The following is a 22,177-nucleotide window of genomic DNA, read 5'->3' as shown; positions in this document are numbered from 1 at the left end:
CACCACTAGAACTCCTCGAGGATGTACGCCCCGGTCAGCGCAGCCTGGCCACCAATGTTGTACGTGGACTCCACGACCTCGAAGACCGGGAGAATCGACCAGTCGTCACCCGGATCACCGCCAACCAGCTCAAGCACGGCGTCTCCGCTCCAGAACGTCATGGCTCCCGGATCTGCGGGCTCACCGCGTCCCCCCAGCAGAACGTTCGGCTTCGTCGCTTCCTCCCACGGCGGCCGACGGGCGATTGACGTCGAAGCTGTGAAGGGCTTCACTGGGGGGTCGATTCGTCGCTCCATGCTGAACGAGAGCCGGACGAAGTCCCGGCCGTGTCGACCTGCCACGATGTTCAGGACATCGCCAGACCACTCCATGCTTGCATCACCGGTCTGAAGAGGGTGTCCCCACATCTCACGCCCTGCTGCCGTACCGGAGAAGGTCGTCTTCATTCCAGTCAGCCGGTGCAACACGGGCTCTCCACGATATTGAGCGATCATCCCGAGGTAGACGCCCGTGTACGGACCGAACGTGCTTCGTGCGTGGTGCACGGCATATACCGTTGCCAGCGCAGGCCCGTCCGGCATCTCCATCATCGGAGGCAGCAGTGACGCAAGCACGTCGTGATCGGTCCGAAACACGACGAAGACCTCTTCGCCCTTGTCATAGTGCCACGGTAGATCGTGGTAGGCCCGTCCAATTTGCTTGTGCTTTTCCACTTCGTAACTCGCTCCTTCACTCAGACAGTCGCCTACCCCGGGACGAACCCACGTCAGGTTCGAAGGCTCATCTGCCCCAGATCTGCACGCGCAGCGTCAGGAGCCTCGTCAACACTTTCCAAGTCCGGCGCCAGATCATCGAAGATGATCCCGCGATAACCATCCTCTGCAATTTCGCGGGCCTTCCGCCTGTACTCAGGAGCCGGCCCCGGGTATAGCAGGAAGTGACGGGGCTTCCCAGGAATGTTGGATCCCAGGTACCAAGCATTTTCCGATGAGATCGTAGCGCGATGATCTCCCTCACTCGCGGCCGTGTTGATGTGATCGGTCCACGCGTCCGCCGCCTCCTCGGTCGCCTCGAAGTACCGGGCGCCCTGCTCCTCGGCGTAGGAGAGCAAATCGTTGATCCACCGGACCTGCGCCTCTGTGGAAGGCGGCACGTTCCCCGAGACCACGTGGACGCTTCCGGGCATCAGCAGGTTGGGGAACCCTGGCACGAGCATGCCGAGCAACGTGCGCGGCATCTCGCTCCACGCGTCAGCCAAAGAGACCCCGTTGCGCCCGCGGATGTTCATCCCGAGTGGCGACCCCGTACCCGCGTCGAATCCGGTGGCGAAGACGATGATGTCGAACTCAAGGAGATCGCCAGACCCTGTCTGCACTCCCTTCTCGGTGTAGGTGATGATCGGGTCAGCGCGCAGGTCGTGCAGGCTTACGTGGTCGAGGTTGAACGCCTCGTAGAAACCATCCTCGTAGGGCGGCCGCTTGCCGCCATATCCGTGATCCTTCGGTAGAAGGAGATCTGCCACCGCCGGATCGTGGACGATGGACCTGACCTTCTCACTGATAAAGGCGGTCCAGAGAGCATTGGCCCGCGGGTCAATCTCAGTGCCCTTGAAGTTGTCCGAGACCTTGCGAAGGCCCGGCGAGTTCCACAGTTCCTCGTACTTCTTGAGGCGCTCTTCCTCACTGACCTCGAAGGCGGTCCTCGGGTCAGGATCGTGGGGAAGGCCCATGCCATCCTTCATCATCTTCGCGTAGATCTCTGAATAGCTCGCCTTTATCTCGGCCATCTCCTCAGTGGAGATCGGCCGGTTGTTGAGCGGCGTCGACCAGTTCGCGGTGCGCTGGAAGACGGTCAGCGACTCGACGTCGTCAGTCAGGAGAGGTACGATCTGGACTCCGCTGGAGCCCGTGCCCACCACAGCGACCTTCTTGCCCTTGAAGTCCACGGGAGTCTGCGGCCACCTGCCGGTGTGGTAGACCTCGCCCCGGAATAACCCGCGGTTCGGGATGTCGGGAATGAACGGCGTCGAAAGATTTCCGGTCGCCGCTACGAGGTACTTCGTGTGGACTATCTTGCCGGTGCTCATGGTGACCACCCACACCGCTTGGTCTTCATCGAACACGGCGCTGACGACTCGCGAGCTGAAGTTGATCAGTTTGCGCAGGTCGAACCTATCGATTACATGGTTCATGTAATTCTCAATGTCGGGCTGTGCGGCGAACATCTCCGGCCAGTCCCAGTCTTTTAATAACTGCTCGTCGAAGAAGTAGCCGTAGGAGTAGCTTTCCGAGTCGAATCGTGCGCCTGGGTACCGGTTCCAAAACCACACGCCGCCCACGCCCGGTGCCTCTTCGTACATCTCGACGGCAAGGCCCAGCTTGGTGAGCCAGTAGAGTTGGTGGATGCCCGTGATTCCAGCGCCCACGACGACCGCGTCCAGCACCTTTGGCGGGGTTTTCAATTGATCTACGTTTGACATTGAGTACGTCCCTTCTGCTTCCGTAATTGCCGATCGCGTCGGTCCGTGACTTCCTCGATCCAGCCTCCCGCGTCCGCTTCTCGTTGAGTGCACCGCAGTCAAGGCCTGCCAGTTTAAGCCGGCGGCAGTAGCCTAGGTGGTTATCGAGCGCTAAGTCAATAGTCTATTTCGCAGCCGGTTGCGGGTCCGGGTCGGGGCCAGGTGCCAGGTGCCAGGTGCCAGTCGATCGTGGCCCGGCTCATCGCCAGCAACTCGGTGCGCACTTCTGCAGAATTCCGGTCCTGACCTGGCAGCAGCTCACCATGGGCCTCCAACGCCTCGATCAGGTCGGCCATCATCGCGGCCAGGTACTGGCCGCAGGCCCTGCCCCTGATGGACCGGCACGGTCGCCCGGGGCCCGGCCCGGTGGCTGGTTTACGCGGCGGCACAACTGCTGGCGTGCGTGGTCCCGGTTCCAACCGGTGACGGACACGACCATGTCCAGGATCAGGCCCTCCTCCTTCTTCGAGGCCTGATGGTAGGCCTGCGCGCACTTCCTGGTGACCTCAACCCGGGTGGCCAACGAAACGCCCCTGTCCGACATACCCATCGTCGCCGGACCCACACCGGAAGATCCCAGTTTCTCGTTTCGCGAAGACTTTTACCTGAGGCACGACCTCCGCTACGTGGGGACTTCAAATGAGTCTTGTCGAGGCGTTGACCTAGCGCTCGATAAGCCCTAGTGTGTGTGTCTGGTGCCACACAGCGACGAGGCAGTAGGCGCCGCGCAAAATCAACGACGACACAGCGACTGACAGGGGAACCATGTCTCACGACTCTGCCAACCGGCCCCCGTGCCCCCCAGGCTTAGCGCGCGAACCATCGGTAGCCAGGTCTTCCCATAACACTGACCGCGTGGCATGGGTGGGAGCCGTAGCCAGGACATGTGTTGCGGGATTGAACCCTTGGGAGGGGGCGTGACATCCGTGAAGGCGACCAGTACGCCCGCCGCCCTCGCCCCAGCCCTCGAGGTTCGCGGGGTCAGCAAGACATTCGGTGCTAACCGGGCTCTGATCGATGTGGACCTTGAGGTCCGGTCCGGTGAGATCCATGCGCTGGTGGGTCAGAACGGAAGCGGGAAGTCGACGATCGTCAAGATCCTTGGGGGCTATCACGCTCCCGATGCGGGTAGCGCCTCGGTTGGCGGCCAGCCGTTCACGCTTGGGTCGGCGATTAATGCTGGTCAAGCCGGGCTGCGCTTCGTCCACCAAGATCTGGGGCTGATCGAGGATCTGACAGTGGCCGACAATTTCCACCTCGACTCGGCAAAGGGCGGCTGGGCGCGGAGCCTATCCAGGACTGCCGAAAGAAAGGTCACGGGCGAGGCGCTGAGCAACTTCGGGTATGACATCGATCCGAGTCGCACGGTCGCCAGCCTCACCGCCGCCGAGCGAACGGCGGTAGCGATAGTCCGAGCGATCTCCGGCGACGGCGGCAGTCCTCACCTCCTCATCCTCGACGAGCCGACTGCATCATTGCCTAACGCGGATGCCGAGATCATGTTCGGCGCACTGAGAAGGCTGGCGGCCCGAGGCAGGTCGATCCTCTTCATCTCCCACCACTTCGACGAGATTCTGAATATCGCCGACCGCGTCACGATCCTCCGCGACGGTCGCAATGTGGCGACCTGTGATGTCGCTGGCCTTGAGAGCGCGGAACTCGCACGCCTCATGCTCGGCCGCAATCTCGTCGCAGGAATAACTGACGGTCACGAGTCCGCACGATCGCGAATGTCGGACGCGTCGGTGACGCTTGCAGTTACTGGTCTGCGGACGGGGAGCATACGCGGGATCGACTTCACGGTGCGCCGGGGTGAGATCTTGGGGTTTGCCGGGCTGACCGGGTCGGGCCGAGAAGAAGTGGCGCCGGCGCTGGCCGGTCAGATTGACAGACTCGGCGCGGTCGAGGTCAACGGGAGGACAATCGCGCCCGGGAAGGCGCGCGCCGCGATCAGTGCGGGAGTGCAATATCTCCCTTCCGAGCGGCGACGAGATGGTCTCTTCCTGGAAGCCACCATTCGAGAAAACATCCTCATCTCGGACCTCGACTCAGTGAGCCGGTTCAAACGACTGCAGCGCCGTCTTGAGCGTGCCGAGGCAGGCCGATGGGTTGAAGCTCTGGACGTGCGTCCTGCTGATATCGAGAAGAAGGTTAGCGAGCTCTCTGGCGGAAACCAGCAGAAGGTGGTCCTGGGGCGGCTGCTGCGGATGAACCCCACCCTTCTGGTCCTGGACGAACCTACTCAAGGGGTGGATCTCGGTGCCAAGTTGGCGATTCATGAGTTGATCGAGAAGGCTGCAGCGGATGGCGTCGCGGTGGTCCTGTGTACGTCCGACGAGGTTGAGCTGGCCAATCTGGCGCACCGCGTGATGGTGATGCGGAAGGGCGGGATTGGCACGGTGCTCGAAGGTGGGGCCATCAGTAGGGAACGCCTTGAGGAAGAACAATTGTCAGTGCCGACGATCGGCAAGCGAAACTCGTCCGGATGGGATAGGTCCGCATGAAAATGAGGAAGTCCATGTTACTGCAAGCCTTGAGCCCCCGGCGCGTGAGCGTGCTCTACCTCCTGGCGGCAATCATCGTCACCTTCGGGATCCTCAGTCCCGATCTATTCCTCTCGATGCTGACCTTTCAGGCGGTGGCTTCCAGCCAGGCCATCGGGACGATGCTCGCCCTGGCGGCGCTCCTGCCGTTGGTCGTGGGAGAGTTCGACATCACCGTCGGCGTCAACATGGCGCTGGGCCTTGCCATCGTCACCTGGCAGAGCGCTCTGCACCCCGAGCGCAGTCTGCTCGCCATCTGCATCGTGGCCGTCGTCGTCTGCACACTGGCGGGACTGGTCAACGGCATCCTGGTCGTCAAGTTGAAGGTCAGTTCCTTCATCGCAACGCTTGCGATGAGTCAGGTGCTTGCAGCCATCGCGCTCCGAATTTCCGACAACCAGCAGCTGCGCGGCGACTTCAGTGAAGGCTTCTCCAACTTCGGACAGGCCCGATGGCTGGGGGTACCCGCGCCTCTATACTGCGCCCTGGGTATCGCAGTCATCCTGTGGTACTTGCTGGAGAGGACGAAGCTGGGCCGGCACCTGTTCGCGACCGGCATGAATCGCGAAGCGGCACGACTGTCAGGCGTACGAACCGATGCCATGGTCTTGGGGTCGTTCGTTGCGTCGGGCTTCATCGCAGGACTCGCCGGCATCGTGTACGCCGCGCAAGTTGGCACATTCGCCAACACCATCGGGATGGCTCTGATCTTCCCCGCGTTCGCCGCGATCTTCCTGGGTGCCACTCAGTTCAACCGCAGACCAAACGTCTGGGGCACAATTCTGGCGATCCTGACGTTGGCCATCGGCGCACAGGGCCTGCAACTTACGTTGCAATCAGGTGGGTTCTGGATTACGCCGATGTTCAACGGCGTCGCGCTCGTCCTCGCAGTCATCTTCGGTGCTCGACAGATCAAACGCGCGCAAGACCGGCAGGGCGCTCCCTCGGCCGAGGCAGATGGGGAACCAGCCACGGACGGCGTCACGCAGCAAGCGTCTCGATCGTGACTCGCGATTGTGAGAACGCTGTCCCGTTCACTGATTGACCGTTCTATCGCCGGACGGCCGCGTTCTGCGCACATCGCCCAAGCGGGCATCAAATTTGTCGATATGAAGGGTATGACTATGTCAGGTATACGAAAGCGTCTCCGTTCCTGTCGGCTGGGTGTGCTCGCGTGCCTTGCCTCCCTGATGTTCGTCGCCGCATGTGGCGCAGGATCGACGGACGCAGGGTCGACGGAATCGTCGGACTCGAGCGGCAACACGAAGGACGCCGAGGCGGCGAAGGCCGCGGCCGGGCGCCTCGAACCTCTGCTGAGTCCTGTCACTGAGATCGTGCTCACTGAGTCCCTGACCGCCACACCCGAGGCAGGGAAGGTGGCTTACCTGGTGTATCCCGCCAACCCGACGACCATCGGGCTCGTCGAGCCCTTCAGCGAAGCCGTGCAGGCGCTGGCCTGGACCCCCAGGGAGATCGGGTTCGAGTCGAGCGATCCTCAGGGGTCGGTCAACGGCATCAGGCAGGCCGTCCAAGCGGGCGCCGACTATATCGTCGTGGTCTTGGGGGATATCCCTGCCATTAAGCCAGGACTCGATGTGGCGAAGGCCGCGGGAGTGCCGGTCGTCGTCTACTCCGGGACTGGCGAGGCGGATGCTGCCACGAACGGAGTCCACGGCATGCTGGGCACGGCTGAGGGTGCGTTGGCGACCCTGCTGCCGCCGATCGACTGGGTGATTGCTGACAGTGAGGGGTCCGCCAGCACTCTTGTGGTCGGTCTTCCCGAGGCCGAGATCGTTAGGGTGAGCACCGAGCTGGCCGTCGAGCACCTGAACGAGAAATGCAGCAACTGCACGGTCCAGCAGTTGGGAGTCTCCTTCTCGCAGATGGGAGCCGGCGGCCTGGCGGATCTCGTGGTCGGCGAGCTGCGGAAGCACTCGGACATCAAGTATGTGGTCACTGCCCTCTCACCCGCAGCCACCGGTCTGCGCCAGGCCCTCGATGCAGCAGGAATGACGGATGTGCAGATCGCGGTGCCGAACATCACGGAGGATCAGCTCGACGGCCTGCGGGACGGCGAGTACACCATCGGCACCATCAACGGTTTGGGCGAAGTCTCTTGGATGGCTGTAGACATGTTGGCTCGGATCGACCTGGGCATGGAGTTCGATCTCAAGGATTACGCAGCTTCACCCTTCCAGACCTTTGACGAGACGACCATCGGCGACGTGGAGAGCTGGACCGGCACCAAGGACTATGAAGATCAGTACCGCGCCCTGTGGGGCACAAACTAACTTCATCAACAAGCTCGTTAAGTAAAGTTCTCGAACCATGTGGAAGGAAGCTGTGATGGACGCCCCGTCAACTTTAGTGATGCCTATGCTGATCGGCGGACGACTTGTCGCCGGTGAGGGGGCATTGCTCGATGTTATTAATCCCGCGACGGGGGCCGTGATCGCCCACGTGCCCGACGCGACCGACTCCCAGCTGGATGAGGCAGTGAAGGCGGCGCATGATGCCTACCTCGTCTGGCGCGGAGCAGAAGTAGAGCGTCGCCGAGATGTCGTGCGGCTCCTCGGCAAGACCCTTTTGGACCACGTCGACGAGCTGGCAACGCTACTGACGACGGAACAAGGCAAGCCCTTGGCTGCGGCCCACGCCGAGATCTCCCGCGCGGCCTGGTGGTGCGAGGTGCTGGCCGGGCTCGACGTGCCGTGGACGCAGACCGACGAGACCGACACTCACACGATGATCACGCGACGAGTGCCTCTTGGAGTGGTCGCGGCGATCGTGCCCTGGAACTTCCCGGTGAGCCTGGCCATGTGGAAAGTCGCACCCGCGCTGCTCGCTGGAAACTCCGTGGTCGTCAAGCCGTCACCATTTACGCCTCTCACGGCGTTGCGCATCGGTGAGCTCATCGCAGATGTGGTTCCCGCCGGGACCGTGAGCGTACTTTCCGGAGGCGACGATCTCGGCCAGCGCCTCACGAGTCACCCTGACATTGCGAAGATCGCCTTCACTGGATCCACTGCGACAGGCAAGAGTGTCATGCAGTCCGCGGCCAGGACTTTGACGCGGGTGACCCTTGAGCTGGGCGGGAACGATGCTGCGATCGTGCTGCCTGACGTGGACCTCGACGAGGTCGTTCCCAAGCTGTTCCACGCGTGCTTCGCGAACTCGGGTCAGTACTGCCTCGCTGCAAAGCGCCTCTATATCCACGATGAAATCTACGACTCGTTCGCGGCCAAGTTCGTCGCGTTTGCGCAACAGGTGCGCGTCGGTGACGGGCTTGAGCCTGGTGTCGACATGGGGCCGATCCAGAATCGTCCGCAGTACGAGAAGGTCCTTGAGGTGATCAACGGCTGCCGTGCTGACGGGTTGCAGTTCCTGCTGGAGCCCGAGCTTCCCGAGGGGCCCGGATACTTCATCCGCCCCTCGGTGGTGGACAATCCTCCCGACGATGCAACGATCGTCACCGAGGAGCCGTTCGGACCTATCGTCCCCTTCCTCAGGTACATGGAGATTGACGACGTCATCCGCCGCGCCAACGACTCGATATACGGACTCGGGGGCTCGGTGTGGGGCGCCGATGTCGAGGAGGCCGTTCGAGTGGCCGAGCGTCTCGAGAGCGGGCTCGTGTGGGTTAACGAAATTCACCGGGTTGATCCTGCCTACCCGTTCGGCGGCCATCGTCAATCAGGGGTCGGCGCCGAGAACGGCATCGACGGGATCCTCGCGTATACCAACTCAAACGTGATCTCGGTGCGCAAGAGCTGACACGCAAGAGACGCGTCGCTCCCTCGGTCCTCGCGAATCAGCTGCCGGCCGACGGGATCAGTCGGCCCAAATCGTCTGTCCAGCGAAAGCTGAGAGGCCACGGATGGCTGCACGAATGGGTGAAAGTGGTTCTCGGGCGGCGAGTGCGACCCCGTGTGGTCATGATGGCTCCGTATTCGATGGGGCCAATGCTAGACCGAGAGTGCGACGCGTGGTTCGAATGAACGATGCCGGCGGCCACGTCGGTGTGAGCGTTCTTCCGGTTGCGGGGTCAATACAAGAAAAATCTGAAATGTCGAATCAATCCCCGAATACGGGGACCAAGATGGAGATTGAGAAGATATGGGACGTGTCAGTGGAAAGGTCGCCCTGATTTCGGGAGGCGCCCGAGGTATGGGCGCAGCCTTCGCGAGGAGACTCGAGGAGGAAGGCGCGCGAGTCGTGATCGGCGACATTCTCGACACCGACGGCGAAGCCACCGCGGCCAGCCTGGGTGAGAACGTTCGCTTCCTCCACCTCGACGTGACGAAACCAGAAGACTGGGCCGCAGCGGTTGCATTCGCTGTGTCCGAGTTCGGCGGCCTCGACATCTTGGTGAACAACGCCGGCATCATGAATTACGCGACCATCGACGAGTACACTGCCGAGCAGTGGCACGCAGTCATCAACATCAACCTCACCGGCGCGTTCTACGGAATCAAGGCGGCGATCCCTGCGCTGAAAGAATCGGGGAATGGGTCGATCATCAACGTCTCTTCGACGGCCGGTCTCATGGGGATGGGGTCTTTCCCTGGATACACGGCCGCGAAGTTTGGCATGCGCGGGTTGACAAAATCAATCGCCATGGACCTGGGGCGGTACAACATTCGATCGAACTCAGTGCATCCGGGCAATATTCGTACTCCGCTAACTGACGGACACGAGATCGATCAGAGCACTGTGCCAATTTCTCGGCTAGGCGAGCCTTCTGAGCTCGCAAATATGGTCCTTTTCTTGGCAAGCGACGAGTCCAGTTTCTCCACCGGAGCCGAATTTATTGCCGATGGCGGTCAGCTGGCGGGGGAGTTTCCCCCCAGCGACCTATAGATCGATTCCACCGCGGGTAAGTCCGGGCCGCGCAGGTTCTAGTGAGTCAACCGGAGACCTCACGATGAACCCTCGATAACTCCGGCCGCTTCCCACTAACGGCAGATGCGATATGGCCGGCCAAGGCCGTACTACTCCTGTATGGTGCGAATCGAGTGCAGGAGACGTCCAAGCCGCGGGAGAGAGTCACGCCAGTATGGCGGAGGCCGGTAGATGCAGCAGAAGGGTGAGCATAGAGGGCAACAACAGCATTAGATACTCGCCGGTCACCACGGCAAACCGCAGCAAAACGCCCAGAGGAGTACCCTCTCACGTGAACAGCGCGCGGTTGAGTCGCACCGGATAATCTGCGGCTGGATTGGTGGTGCCGTCACCGACCCGCTCCTTGATTGCTTCAACTAACAGGTCGCGCCGCTTCGGCGACCGACTTGCCTCCGCGGCGGCCGACGCCCGCGCCCGCCATATCTGTCACAGTGAGGTTGGTGCAGCAGCAAGGGGCGCCCGGCTGCTGCCGCCACGAATGCGTGAGGCGCCCCGCGTCGTAGGCATCGAATCCGGTGTCGTCGACGAGTGTCATGGCGATGGTTCGGCCTTCGTCGGTATCCCCCGCTACAGGGATGGCGATCCCATTTGGACTCCCTTTCGGCGCATTTAAACGCGTCAATGAGTCAACCGATGGTGTTCCATGCTTACCAGTGGTCGCCGAAGCTGTCGGCAGCCCAGAGACTCTCAACCTGACCGTCATCAATTGCTTTGATCCTACCGTCCCGGGTGGGGTAGTAGTTTGACGTATCGATGATGAGAAACAGCAGCATCTGCGGTCCAGGCAGCCTGTGCGCCGGAGGTTAGGGGAGCGACACCGACGGTCTCGGGGGCCCGGAGTTTGCGACCTTGAGGTCGTGCCCTGCCGCACTCAATCTTTCGGTCAGGGTCGCACCAATGTGGCCGACACCCAAGAGTTTAATCTCGATCGGTTCTCCTATTAAAGGCTCAATCGTCTCAACCGGTTGACCTACGTCGATTGCTGGTTCTTGCGCCAGGTGTACTGAATCGAACGCTTGCGGAAGAGGGAGACTCCCTCGTCGTCCGTGTGCACGACATCCGCATACGCGCCAACCGCGATGATCGTGCCTGCATCGATGATCATCCAGTCAGCTCGGCAGACGGCGTTCGGGCCTGACTCCTCGATCAAGACAATGTTCGAGAACTGGTGTAGCAGGCCGGTGCGGGACAGTTGCATCCAACCACGAATCTCGTCGCGTCCTTGTACTGTTCCGGAGGAGCTCTCGATCACCGCGTCCTCGGTGAAGCAAGTCGTGAACAGTTCGCTGTCCATCGAGTCGATTCCCACGCAGTACCGCGAGTACAAGGTGATGAGCTGAGACATCGAGGTGGAGGCCACGCCGCGTCCTTCCAGTGCTGTCAGGTTATGAACACGAAGTGCACCTATTGCGGGACAACGCGTCAGGCGAGCGGTACGCCCCACTGACAGGATAAATTTGATCGAGCGCTAGGTCAAGCGTTTGTCAATGAGGTGCCGGTCGATCGGGTCTTGTGAGGCACACGCGGACTGACAGGCCGGTCGTGATCGAGGAGGACCGTTGATGTCTGTGCCAGTCCGCACACCGAGGCGCTCACGCGTGGCGCAAGCCGACCTTCATGATGGGCGCTATGGGCAGTCCCGGCGGCTGTGCGCCACCGGCGCCGGTGGACGGGTGCCTGCTGCTTCAAGGCGACGATGGTGTCGTGGTCCTGACGATGGAGAACGCCCTGGCGCAACTGCTTGTCGGTGGTTCGCCGTTAAGCCTGGATCCACTGAGACTCTGCGGGACGGCGCGGGAGAGTGCGAACGCCATTTCGACCGGGATCGCCTCCACGTCATTCACCTGTCGCGACACAACCCCGCCTACCGCCCTGGAGCGAGCGACCACCGAGGCGCCAGCTGCAAGGGCGGCCATGCGTGGCTCGGCCCGGGCCCGTGGCTGGTTCACGAGGCGGCACAACTGCTGCGTGTGTGGTCCCGGTTCCAGCTGGTGACGGACACGACCGTGTCCAAAATCAGGCCCTTCTCCTTCTTCGAGGATGGTAAGCCTACGCGTACTTCCTGGTGGCCTCGACCCGGTGACCAACGAAACGTCCCTGTCTGACATACACATCGTCGCAGGACCCACCGCCCGGATCCCAGCTTCTCTGAAGCACGAACCCCACTATGGGCGGACTTGAAATGAGTCTCGATGTAGATTTGACCTAGCGCTCGATATACGAATATCGTGTGACTTGGATCTCGGCGCGCCAGACGTAGCCGAGCATAGCACCCTGCGGCCGTTGCTGGGCGGGTTGAGAGGACCACGGAATGAAGAAGACTGCGATTGTCACAGGTGGCTGCGGCGGGATCGGCGCAGCCACCGCTGCCAGACTGTCCAAGGCTGGTTACACCGTCTTCTCGACTGATCTCGAAGTTGCTGTTGCCGGCGCGCCCCCCGAAGTCCTCGACACTGCGGACCACTTCCTGGCGCACGATGTCAGCGACGAGCATAGCTGGGCGAACGTAGTCGACCAAGTAATTGCAGCCGAGGGGCGCATCGACATTCTCGTCAACAACGCCGGAGTCGGCAACTTGGCGACAGTGGCTGATGAGACCGTCGACGGCTGGAACCGTGTCATCCGGATCACCCAGATGGGGGTATGGCTCGGCATGCGCGCTGTCGGAGCACAGATGGCAAAGCAGGGCGGTGGCTCCATCGTCAACGTGGCCTCTATCTTTGGTTCGAGCGGTGGCAGGGGCGACATGTTCGCCTACCACGCCGCGAAGGGTGCTGTGCTCAGCATGACCAAGAATGCTGCTGTCCTGTGGGGACCAGAGAACATCCGGGTCAACACGGTACAGCCGGGCTTCGTCCAGACGCCCTCGCTCGATCGCGTTGCAAAGATCCAAGAGGCACGGGTCCAGTGGATGAAGGACAACGCACCCATGCGTCGTATCGCCACCGCTGAAGAGGTGGCGAACGCCATCACCTTCCTCGCTGGCGAGGAGTCAGGTTTCACCACGGGAGCCGATCTCGTTGTAGACGGGGGCTGGTTGTCGCAGTGACAACCGACCTGCTCACCTAAAACTACCCATTCCGGCGCAAGAAACAGCGCAAGGCAGACGTTTAATGTCTGGGAAATGTGAAGGAGACTCAGAAGCCATGGTTGAAGTTCACGGCACCAATGATCCGAGGTTCGAGCCCGTACGTGCGGCCTTCCAAGCCAACTTCGACAAGGGCCTGGATGTCGGCGCTTCCGTCGCCGTGGCGGTGGAAGGTGAGATTGTGGTTGACCTATGGGGTGGACTCGCCACCGAAGCCGAGGACGGACCTCGGTGGGAGCAAAACACGATAACGAACACATGGTCGACAACCAAGACGATGGCGCTGGTTTCAGCACTGTTGCTGGTCGACCGCGGCGACCTGGACCTAGAGGCACCTGTGGTCCGTTACTGGCCAGAATTCGCTGCCGAGGGTAAGGACGGCATCCTGGTGCGGCATGTCCTGAGTCACACGTCCGGTCTGGCGGGCTGGGATGCACCGCTTCGCCCGACAGATTTCAGCGACTTCGAGAAGATGACCTCCCTGCTCGCCGCGCAGGCTCCGTGGTGGACACCCGGCGACGGTTCGGGTTATCACGGTCACACGCACGGATTCCTCATCGGGGAGCTCATCCGTCGCGTGACTGGGCAAACCCTCCCTGACTTCTTCCGCCAAGAGCTGGCCGACCCGCTCGACGCGGACTTCCACATCGTGGTCCCAGACGCGGATCACGGCCGAATCAGCCCAATCATTCCTCCCCCACCTCGCACCGACCTCCATGCCGGATTCGAGGACCCGAACAGCATCGCGGTGCGCGGTTTGACGAATCCCTACGTCGGCGCCGAGTTCGCAAACACCGACTGGTGGCGTCGTGCGGAGGTCAGTTCTGGCGGCGGCCACGGAAATGCTCGCTCAGTCGCCATGGTCCAGCGACTACTGTCGAACGGCGGAGAGATCGGTGGGCGCCGCTTCTTGTCCCGCAAGACGTGTGAGTCCGTGTTCGCGACACAGGCTGACAATGTGGACAGGGTGTGCGGCGTGCACATCACGTGGGGCCTGGGGTTCGCGAAACGCTCCCGCGGCCTTCCGCTGCCAGTGAATGAGTCCACCTACTATTGGGGCGGCTGGGGCGGATCCTTCGTCACCAACGATCTCGGTTCCGGCATGACTGTCGCCTACGTGATGAATCGGATGCAGAACAGCATCGTTGGCGACGAGCGAGGAGTCGCGCTGTTCGAAGCAGCAGAACGTTCCCTCCAAGGGGCGGCTGCCTGACATTCCAGGTTGCCGGGATCATCGACAGCGGAAAGTGTCACGCCGCGCTCTGCGATCTTTCCTCCGGTTCCTGTACGAAGAGAACATCGAGCCATGCTCGCGGATGCGGTTCCCGCGGTAGCGCACCGCAGGCTGTCCGGTCTGCCTTAGCCTTTGGCCGGGGCAGATCCTTGGCGTTGCTGGAGGCCTGCGACCAGTCCACCCGCCACAGTCCAGCGCTATACGCGGTGATCACCGTGCTGCACCGGCTGGGCGACCTGCGCTCCGGCGAAGTCCACGGGCTGCGACTGGATGACGTCGATCGGCGAGCTGATGTCCTGACCATCCGAGGCAGAGGCGGGTGCACGACCGGCTCCCGTTGCCCGTGGACGTTGGCGGCGCGATCGTGAATTACCTACATCACGGGCGGCCAGAAACCGCGGCCCGGACCGTGTTCGTCAAGGGCCGTCGCACCTCACACCCCGTTAGAGCGTTAAGGTCTGAGCTGCAGCGTCGCCCGGGCATCGAAGCGCTCGGGAGTGGGAACTGTCCCTGCGCACCGGCTCCGGCACAACGCCGCTAGTCGAACCCTCAACGCCGGGGCGAGCTTGGAGGAAGTCTCGCACCTGCTGCGCCGCGCGAGCCCGGTGACCACTGCGATCTAAGCGAAGACCGATCTGACCCGACTGGCGACTTCGGGCGTCCGGTATGCTCCATCCCTCGCTATATCATTTCGCCAGCGACCTTAACGGCGCAGGACACTAGCTCCACTCCTTGAGGGCTGCTGGTTCGGGTGAAGCCCAGATCAGCAGCCTTCCACTTTCCCCGGAGCTCTTGACCGAGAAGACATTGGTGCACGCGCGTGTCCCGCTGGACGCCGATGCCCACGGACAATCCGATCCCGTCCCGAGCCAAGCACATGCACATAACGTCGCCATCGCGGTGATGACGGCGCGGGGCATGGAGGATAGCGTTGATGACGATTTGAAGGCCGTTGCCGGAAGCGGGCGGGCAGAAGCGCAAGCGATTACACATCACCATTGACATAGCGATCGATACATAGGTAACGTAACGCAGGCGCTATGAGATTTGGATCACACCACCTCATCCAAGCTTCGTGCGCCAGAAACGATCCGCCAACTCACCACATGGCAGGATGCGTTGCTTTGCTCCATCCCATGCTCGGTGCTGGAGTCCGTCCCAATTGCATCTAGGAGAAGGTCTTGTTGGATAGCAGAATGCGCGGATTGGCGCAGAAAGTGGCCCTACTGGGTCTTACGTCCGTCCTGTTGACCGGATGTGGTGTGGCCTCGTCAAGCTCGAACGACAATGCCGCGAATCCAGGATCGGCGAGTACCGAGGACCCAGCAGCGTCAGAGGCCGCTGCACAGCGGTTCGAACCCTTCTTGGATCCGGTTGATACCATCCCGATCGTTGAGCCACTGACTGATACGCCGGCTCCGGGGAAAGTAGTTTACCTCGTGACTACCTCCGATTCGACTACCGCGGGCATGAAAGGCCCCTTCAAGGAGGCGGTCAAAGCGCTTGGCTGGACGCCTAAGGAGTACAACTTCGATCCCAGCGATCCGCAGGGAGCCGTCAATGGCATCAAGCAAGCAGTTCAGACGGATGCAGATTACATTGTCAGCGTTCTCGGGGATACAGAGGACCTGAAGCCGGGACTCGACATAGCGAAGGCGGCGGGTGTGCCAGTCGTCCTGTACTCCGGAACTGGCGAAGCTGATGCGTCTGAAAATGGCGTATATGGCATGGTTCACACTGCAGAGGGCGCTCTTGCCTCCCTGGTCCCGCCTCTGGACTGGGTCATCGCGGATAGCAATGGATCCGCCAACACTCTGTATGTCACGCTTCCTGAAGCCGAAATTGTCAGGGTGAGCACGGAGCTTGGCGCTGATTATTACAAAGAGCATTGCCCGAACTGTACGATTGTCGACTTCCCCGTTTCCTTCGCGCAACTGGCCGCCGGGGGGCTCGCGGATCTTGTGGTTGCTGAACTTCGGAAGCACCCCGACATCCAGTACGTGGCGACCGGAGTTTCCCCTGCAGCAAATGGGTTACGCCAAGCATTGGATGCGGCTGGTCTGAGCGACGTTCAGATCGTGGTGCCGAACATGACGGGAGATCAGCTCGACGGACTTCGTGACGGTGAGTATAAAGTGGGCACCATCAATGCTCTTGGCGAGGCTGCCTGGATGGCATTGGACATGCTTGCGCGCATTGACCTTGGCATGGACATTGATCCTGAGCTTTACACCTCTAGCCCCTTCCAAACGTTCAGTAGCGAGACCGTGGGTGCGGATGTTGACAATTGGGACGGCACGGAAAGCTATCAGGAACAGTACCGTGCGCTCTGGCAGGTGAAGTAAGTGACGTGTGGTGGAGGTTGCGCCGGGGCAGATCACTCTTCCGCATGGACCTGTGTCGCCGGGCTCTCGCTCAGCTGAATAGTTGACGTAGCGCTCGCTAAGCCGCTAAGGTTTATGTGATCTGCGTTATATATCCCGCCTCGCACAGTCAGGGGCATAGCTTAGAACCCCAAGGTCGGCATCATCTAGGAGGAAGACACGTGCACGTGAGCATTGAGACGCGAGCCGACGGGCGTAAGGTCTGCCCGTTCGACCATCACACGCCCGAGTATGGACAGAACTATCGAGAGATCAACAAGCAGCTTCGTGCCGAAGGCCCGGTGTGGACCGAGAACTATGGTGGGTTCTGGGTCGTCACTGATTACGATACGACCCAGGCAGTGCTGCTGGATTCCGAGACCTTCACCATAAACCCCGTGGATGGCGCCAGCCAGTTCGGCCCCATGATCCCGCAGCCTGAGGGGATCCGGGAGATGGCCGAGACTCCGGGCATGTTCTTCTTCGTCGATGGGGAGCGCCATGATGCTCCGCGCGCCGTGTTGGCCAGGCCCTTCTCCAAGCGTCGTATGGCGGCGAAGAGCGACATGATCATGTCACACGTCGACGGTGTGCTGGATCGGTTCCTGCCGAGGGGTGAGTTCGACATAGTCCACGACGTGAGCATGTCGATTGTGGCGGGAGTTGTCACCACGATGGTGGGACTTGAGCTCGAGGATCCGGCAGCGATCTTCCGCGCGTTTGTCGGCCCGACCGAGCTCACCCGGGCCCCCTCGGCGACCGATGATTCCGACCAGGTAGTGATGTCGTTGCCAGAGGCCCTCGAGTATGTGGACAAGGTCGTGCAGGCGCGCAAGAAGGACCCGCGTGACGACGTGATTTCGATTCTCCTGCAGGCCAACGACGGACAGTTCTCAGACGAGGAGGTTCAAGGCATCGTCATGCAGATATTGATGGCTGCCTTGGAGAACCCGCAATCCCTAACCGCGCACACCATGCTCTATCTGGCTGACCGGCCTGAGCTGCGCGAGCGGCTCCGCACCAACCCGGATCAAATTCCCGACTTCCTCGTGGAGGGAATGCGCAACTTCAACCCGGGAATGACGACGGCACGTACTGCTACACGCGACGTCGAGCTCGCCGGAGTACGTGTCAGCAAGGGCGATCGCCTCCTTCTGCACATGGCGGCGGCCAACGCCGATCCGGCCAAGTTCGACAACCCCGACGAGTTCGATCCGGAGAGGCGGGGGTACCAGCACCTCTCCTTTGGGGCCGGCGTCCACAACTGCCTCGGCTCCCATCTGGTCATGGCCGTGGTGACGGCGACGGTACAGAGACTGCTCGAGCGAGTCGAGGAGTACTCGTTTACTGAGGACGATGTGGTGAGGAATGCGGACAGGAGCAGCAACGACATGTTCGAGACCGCCCGGATGCGTATCGGTGCACTTCGTGAGCCTGGCGCGCGACTAGCGGCGTCGTGACCAGCAGAAGTGCACCTTCTGAAGCCAGCGGCACGTGAAGAGCCCGGTGGTGGGACGACGCGTCGGCGGTGAGTGCGGCTTCTGCGTGGAGGAGCGCCTGCAAAGAGAAGTCCCACGGGTGTGGATGGGATGAGCGGGACGTCGACACAAGCGTCTTTGTTATTCCCCGCCCGAGGGAATAACAATACGGTTCAAACGGCTCCCTTGAGGGGCGCGATCGTGAGTAGAGGAAGACAAGAATGACACATCTCGTTCAGCTCGATGTGCAGGCCGAGACGCCGACGGCTGAGGTCAAAGAAGCAGAGCTCGACATGGTGGTGGAGAAGCGGGCAGATCCTGCCAAAGGCGTCGCCACAATCACGCTGCGAGAGGCGCAGGGCGCGAAGCTTCCCTCGTGGCAGCCTGGCGCTCACATCGATCTGCTGGTCCCCGGTATTGGGCCTCGCCAGTACTCCCTGTGCGGAGATCCGTCGGACGATCGACGATGGCGCATCGGCGTCCTCAACGAGCCAGACGGGAGCGGTGGGTCGCAGTACCTCCATGAGACTCTAGTAGACGGTTCACCGATCCGAATTCGGGGTCCTCGCAATCACTTCAGCATGTTGCCCTCCGAGCACTACCTGTTCATCGCCGGGGGCATCGGGATTACGCCCATACTTCCCATGATCGCCGAAGCCGAGAAGGCCGGAGCGAGCTGGCGTCTGATCTACGGAGGCCGTCAATTGTCGTCGATGGCTTTCGTGGACGAGCTCGCGTCCTACGGGGACCGGGTCACACTGTGGCCGCAAGACGAAAAGGGTCTGATCGATCTGGATGGTCTGCTCGGGTCGCCCCAGGCCGACACCAAGGTCTACTGCTGCGGCCCAGGACCCCTCCTCGATGCGGTCGAGCAGCTATGCGCCAGCTGGGCCGCCGGCAGCTTGCACCTCGAGCGGTTCAAGGCGAAACCACTCGAGGAACCGGCCCGGACAGAATCCTTCGAGGTCGAGCTTCGAACTACCGGGATCATCCTCAGCGTCCCGCCCGAGCGCAGCGTTCTCGAAGTGGTGGAAGAAGCGGGCGTCCCCGCCTTGTGGTCGTGTCGTGTTGGCACCTGCGGAACCTGCGAGACCCCTGTTCTGGAGGGGACACCAGAGCACCGTGACTCGATCCTCGACGAGGACGAGCAAAGCGCGAATGATTGCATGATGATCTGCGTGTCACGCTGCCTGAGCGATCGACTGGTCCTGGACCTCTAGGTGTACTGACTGGCCAAGTGATCAGGTTGTCTCGTGATAATCACATGAGCAGGGGTGCTCGCACACGTAAGTTTTTTGCCCGGTCCACGCATTGCAGCGAGGAGCGGATGACAGTTGACCCATCTAGACGCGCTGGAGGCGAACGCTTTGTCTGAACATAACGGTACCGCGGTTACGGAAGAGATCATCGAGCCCGACCTCGAGATCACGGATGCTCATCATCACTTCTTCGTGAAGGGCGCTCACCACTGGGACCGGGATTACTCACTGGATGACTACCTTGCGGACACGAACACGGGCCACCGCGTGACGAAGTCAGTCTTTGTCGAAGCGCGCGCTTCCTACTCCGGGACGAACATCGACGAGGTCAAGTACGTCACGGATTACGCTCGCGAAAGTGAGACCCGCGGTGGCACCGTTGTCTCCGCAATTGTCGGAGATTTCAACCTTAGACATGGGAGCGCGTCCGGTGAGACTCTTGATCGGCTGCGCGAGCTGAGCGAAGGGCGATTCGTTGGGGTCCGGCACGCAGCCGTCTGGGATGCGTCGCCGGATATCCGCCAGTACCCGACCTCACCCGAGGAAGGACTTTACCTGAAGCCCGACTTCCAAGCCGGCTTCGCCGAGCTTGTCCGCCGCGACCTGTCGTTCGACGCGTGGCAGTATCACCCACAGTTGCCTGATGTGATCGCTCTCGCTGACGCCTTTCCCGAGGGCCGGATCATCGTGGACCACCTGGGTGGACCTATCAAGCTCGGACCTTATGGCGCAGACCGTAGCGGGGTCCTAGCGATTTGGAGGGGCCACATGAGCGAGCTCGCGAAGCGCCCGAATGTCGTCGTCAAGCTCGGTGGTATCGGCGTGCCGGACTTGGCGGAACGACTCGACGTCACCGGAGATGCCGAAGTCGCCCCTACTTCGGCGCAGCTGGCCGATTACTGGGGGAGGGAGATTCTCTGGCTTATTGAGACATTCGGAGCCGATCGGTGCATGTTCGAGTCGAACTACCCGGTCGACGGATACATGTCCTCATACGAGGTCCTGTGGAACACGTTCAAGCGCATCGTCTCAGATGCAAGTGTCAATGAGAAGCAGAAGCTGTTTTCCGGCACCGCGAATAGGGTGTACGGCATCAAGGGATAGGAAGTCATGCCGCACTACGTCGCACTACCTACCTGGAAGCCAATAGCAGAGGAGCTTGGAGAACAGGTGAGCGTTGTAGGCCAAATCTCAACGGCGACGTCATCCGCCTTGACGGGCCATCCGGATGGCTAGGTGAACCGGCTGGTTTCCACCTGCTGCAGCAGGAATTCCTTGCCGCAGCGGAGGCCATGCGCGGCTCTGCATCGGATCCGCAGGCTTACTACGAGCTGGTCGCCGGTTGGATTCTGCCGTGGACCAGGCGGCAGGAAACACGTACTTGCACCAGGCGAACGTCCCGGGAAGTCTTTGCACGAACATGATTGATGTGGGAGTGCTTGAGCCCAATGAACTTTCAAGCGCCGTTGCGTGGCTTGTATCCGATGAAGCACGACGTTACTCGGGCATGCGATGACCGATGCTGGCATTAGCTTGCACTGACCGACAATGAGGAGACTCGCTGTGAATGTTCGATCCAGAGATCTACCAAGACGAGCGTTCTTGCGACTAAGAGCCATGGGCGCGCGCAGGTCGGTGCGGCAGGCGATCACTATGTTCGCCTGCCTCTCGGCGGTGCTGGCAACGACAGCCGGCGCAGACCCGCAAGGTCGCGGCGGCGGGCAAGCAGCCCAGCCGGAGTTGTCCTTCATCAAGACAAACCAGCCTCCTGAGGACATCCTTGCGTTGTCGGGGACGCGTTGGGCCGTCATTAGCTCAATGACCAGCAGGGACCACCGTGGGGGATTGAGCTTCGTCAACTCCCGAACTGAGGAGGAGACCGCGCTCTGGCCAGTCGAGGATTTCACGTACGATCCCGACTTGGATGCTTATCCGGGATGCGAGGCTCCGCCGGACGAGACAGAACCGGCTACGCACGGCATCAGCGCCGTGCGAACCGCGCCAGGGACGTTCGATCTGTACGTCGTCTACCACGGCAGTCGCGAGTCGGTCGAGGTCTTCAGCGTCGATGCGCGTGGGAAGCGTCCAACGGCCTCTTGGCGCGGCTGCGTCGAGGCTCCAGAATCCCTCGTTCGGAGCACATCGAGCCCGAAAGGGCCGGGTGGTCCGAACGGTGTCGTGGGGCTGCCTGACGGCGGCATAGCCATGACGAACCTGTACGACCCCAATGAGCCTGTTCTCGCTCAGATGTTTTCGGGAGAACCAAGCGGTTTCGTCTGGACGTGGCACCGCGAATCAGGCTGGACGCAAGTTTCGGGCAGTCACATGTTCGGGCCGAATGGCATTGAGGTGTCCCCGGACGGCACCACGCTGTACATCGCGGAGACCTGGAAGAAGCGCGTCATATCGATCCCGACGGCCGGTGGGCCTCAGACTGAAGTGGCGCAGGTGTCATTCCTGCCGGACAACCTGCGCTGGACCAACTCCGGAACGCTTCTAACGACCGGAATGGAATACGAACCGCTACTCAAGACGTTGTCCAAGCCTGCGTTTTCGACGGCATAGGCTGCATCCCTGGCTTCATCGTCGCCGAGGTTGACCCCACCAGCGGGACCTCCGCGACAATGTTCAGCACGGTCACCCCGGAGTACGAGTACGCCACGGTCGCTGCGCCTGTCGGGCGCGAAGTCTGGGTCGGCGGCAACGCCATCGACAAGATCGCGGTCGTGTCCGGATTGCGCCGCTAGACCAGTTCCGCACGCGAGCACCTCCGAAGGCCGCTCGATCCCTGA

18 protein-coding genes are annotated in these 22,177 nt (G+C 61.4%); 14 read left to right on the top strand and 4 right to left on the bottom strand.

The features are described 5' to 3' along the window. Positions 1-5: 5 nt before the first annotated feature. The 3 genes from AC5RWT_RS05105 to AC5RWT_RS05095 all read right to left on the bottom strand — a co-directional run bounded on the left by AC5RWT_RS05105 (position 6) and on the right by AC5RWT_RS05095 (position 2,817). The gene (locus AC5RWT_RS05105) at positions 6-713 is read right to left on the bottom strand and encodes an acetoacetate decarboxylase family protein (protein ID WP_494079418.1); all 708 of its coding nucleotides are present in this window, start codon (positions 711-713) and stop codon (positions 6-8) included. Between the two features lie 53 nt (positions 714-766). Beyond that, the gene (locus AC5RWT_RS05100; RefSeq protein ID WP_494079417.1) at positions 767-2,479 is read right to left on the bottom strand and encodes a flavin-containing monooxygenase; all 1,713 of its coding nucleotides are present in this window, start codon (positions 2,477-2,479) and stop codon (positions 767-769) included. A gap of 155 nt (positions 2,480-2,634) precedes the next feature. Next, entirely contained in the window at positions 2,635-2,817 is a 183-nt protein-coding gene (locus AC5RWT_RS05095) for a hypothetical protein (protein ID WP_494079416.1), read from the bottom strand. 618 nt (positions 2,818-3,435) lie between these two features. Between AC5RWT_RS05095 and AC5RWT_RS05090 the strand changes: the two genes are divergently transcribed. From AC5RWT_RS05090 to AC5RWT_RS05070, 5 genes are all read left to right on the top strand, one after another. Then, positions 3,436-5,022 (top strand): sugar ABC transporter ATP-binding protein, encoded by a 1,587-nt coding sequence (locus tag AC5RWT_RS05090; protein ID WP_494079415.1) that lies wholly within the window; start codon positions 3,436-3,438, stop codon positions 5,020-5,022. A 44-nt stretch (positions 5,023-5,066) separates the two neighbouring features. After that, entirely contained in the window at positions 5,067-6,068 is a 1,002-nt protein-coding gene (locus AC5RWT_RS05085) for an ABC transporter permease (protein ID WP_494079414.1), read from the top strand. Positions 6,069-6,185: 117 nt separating this feature from the next. Further along, positions 6,186-7,352 carry a sugar ABC transporter substrate-binding protein gene (locus tag AC5RWT_RS05080; protein ID WP_494079413.1) on the top strand — a complete coding sequence of 389 codons (1,167 nt, stop codon included), beginning with the start codon at positions 6,186-6,188 and terminating at the stop codon, positions 7,350-7,352. Between the two features lie 55 nt (positions 7,353-7,407). Further along, positions 7,408-8,835: an aldehyde dehydrogenase family protein gene (locus AC5RWT_RS05075; RefSeq protein ID WP_494079412.1), complete on the top strand. Its 1,428-nt coding sequence runs from the start codon at positions 7,408-7,410 to the stop codon at positions 8,833-8,835. 342 nt (positions 8,836-9,177) lie between these two features. Next, positions 9,178-9,921 carry an SDR family oxidoreductase gene (locus AC5RWT_RS05070; RefSeq protein ID WP_494079411.1) on the top strand — a complete coding sequence of 248 codons (744 nt, stop codon included), beginning with the start codon at positions 9,178-9,180 and terminating at the stop codon, positions 9,919-9,921. Between the two features lie 1,012 nt (positions 9,922-10,933). On the opposite strand, the gene AC5RWT_RS05065 is transcribed toward AC5RWT_RS05070, so the two are convergent. Next, on the bottom strand, positions 10,934-11,323 hold the full coding sequence (locus AC5RWT_RS05065) for a nuclear transport factor 2 family protein (protein ID WP_494079410.1): 390 nt from the start codon (positions 11,321-11,323) through the stop codon (positions 10,934-10,936). Positions 11,324-12,274: 951 nt separating this feature from the next. On the opposite strand from AC5RWT_RS05065, the gene AC5RWT_RS05060 reads away from it, so the two are divergent. The 9 genes from AC5RWT_RS05060 (at position 12,275) to AC5RWT_RS05020 (ending at position 22,132) form a co-directional block, all read left to right on the top strand. Further along, the gene (locus AC5RWT_RS05060; protein ID WP_494079409.1) at positions 12,275-13,012 is read left to right on the top strand and encodes an SDR family NAD(P)-dependent oxidoreductase; all 738 of its coding nucleotides are present in this window, start codon (positions 12,275-12,277) and stop codon (positions 13,010-13,012) included. A gap of 97 nt (positions 13,013-13,109) precedes the next feature. After that, positions 13,110-14,264 carry a serine hydrolase domain-containing protein gene (locus tag AC5RWT_RS05055; RefSeq protein WP_494079408.1) on the top strand — a complete coding sequence of 385 codons (1,155 nt, stop codon included), beginning with the start codon at positions 13,110-13,112 and terminating at the stop codon, positions 14,262-14,264. Between the two features lie 813 nt (positions 14,265-15,077). Beyond that, on the top strand, positions 15,078-15,287 hold the full coding sequence (locus AC5RWT_RS05050) for a hypothetical protein (protein ID WP_494079407.1): 210 nt from the start codon (positions 15,078-15,080) through the stop codon (positions 15,285-15,287). 437 nt (positions 15,288-15,724) lie between these two features. Further along, positions 15,725-16,630, top strand: a complete 906-nt coding sequence (locus AC5RWT_RS05045; RefSeq protein WP_494079406.1) for a sugar ABC transporter substrate-binding protein — start codon at positions 15,725-15,727, stop codon at positions 16,628-16,630. 206 nt (positions 16,631-16,836) lie between these two features. Then, a complete protein-coding gene (locus AC5RWT_RS05040) occupies positions 16,837-18,108 on the top strand; it encodes a cytochrome P450 (RefSeq protein WP_494079405.1) in 1,272 nt (423 codons plus the stop codon). Between the two features lie 239 nt (positions 18,109-18,347). Continuing rightward, positions 18,348-19,346 carry a PDR/VanB family oxidoreductase gene (locus AC5RWT_RS05035; RefSeq protein ID WP_494079404.1) on the top strand — a complete coding sequence of 333 codons (999 nt, stop codon included), beginning with the start codon at positions 18,348-18,350 and terminating at the stop codon, positions 19,344-19,346. Positions 19,347-19,460: 114 nt separating this feature from the next. After that, positions 19,461-20,489 carry an amidohydrolase family protein gene (locus tag AC5RWT_RS05030; protein ID WP_494079403.1) on the top strand — a complete coding sequence of 343 codons (1,029 nt, stop codon included), beginning with the start codon at positions 19,461-19,463 and terminating at the stop codon, positions 20,487-20,489. A 513-nt stretch (positions 20,490-21,002) separates the two neighbouring features. Then, entirely contained in the window at positions 21,003-21,950 is a 948-nt protein-coding gene (locus AC5RWT_RS05025; RefSeq protein ID WP_494079402.1) for a hypothetical protein, read from the top strand. 59 nt (positions 21,951-22,009) lie between these two features. Next, positions 22,010-22,132, top strand: coding sequence for a hypothetical protein (locus tag AC5RWT_RS05020; protein ID WP_494079401.1), 123 nt, complete (start codon positions 22,010-22,012; stop codon positions 22,130-22,132). Positions 22,133-22,177 lie beyond the last annotated feature (45 nt).

This window comes from Arthrobacter sp. Dra40 (assembly GCF_059091905.1).
Note: the sequence above shows the minus strand (reverse complement) of the source record. Positions and strands in the feature narration are given on the sequence as shown.

What these genes read in the sequence shown, in the direction of transcription:
- AC5RWT_RS05095 (WP_494079416.1), bottom strand. Translation starts at nt 2,817, where the DNA reads ATGATGGCCGACCTGATCGAGGCGTTGGAGGCCCATGGTGAGCTGCTG.
- AC5RWT_RS05035 (WP_494079404.1), top strand. Translation starts at nt 18,348, where the DNA reads ATGACACATCTCGTTCAGCTCGATGTGCAGGCCGAGACGCCGACGGCT.
- AC5RWT_RS05100 (WP_494079417.1), bottom strand. Translation starts at nt 2,479, where the DNA reads ATGTCAAACGTAGATCAATTGAAAACCCCGCCAAAGGTGCTGGACGCG.
- AC5RWT_RS05020 (WP_494079401.1), top strand. Translation starts at nt 22,010, where the DNA reads ATGTTCAGCACGGTCACCCCGGAGTACGAGTACGCCACGGTCGCTGCG.
- AC5RWT_RS05060 (WP_494079409.1), top strand. Translation starts at nt 12,275, where the DNA reads ATGAAGAAGACTGCGATTGTCACAGGTGGCTGCGGCGGGATCGGCGCA.
- AC5RWT_RS05025 (WP_494079402.1), top strand. Translation starts at nt 21,003, where the DNA reads ATGGGCGCGCGCAGGTCGGTGCGGCAGGCGATCACTATGTTCGCCTGC.
- AC5RWT_RS05080 (WP_494079413.1), top strand. Translation starts at nt 6,186, where the DNA reads ATGTCAGGTATACGAAAGCGTCTCCGTTCCTGTCGGCTGGGTGTGCTC.
- AC5RWT_RS05070 (WP_494079411.1), top strand. Translation starts at nt 9,178, where the DNA reads ATGGGACGTGTCAGTGGAAAGGTCGCCCTGATTTCGGGAGGCGCCCGA.
- AC5RWT_RS05055 (WP_494079408.1), top strand. Translation starts at nt 13,110, where the DNA reads ATGGTTGAAGTTCACGGCACCAATGATCCGAGGTTCGAGCCCGTACGT.
- AC5RWT_RS05075 (WP_494079412.1), top strand. Translation starts at nt 7,408, where the DNA reads ATGGACGCCCCGTCAACTTTAGTGATGCCTATGCTGATCGGCGGACGA.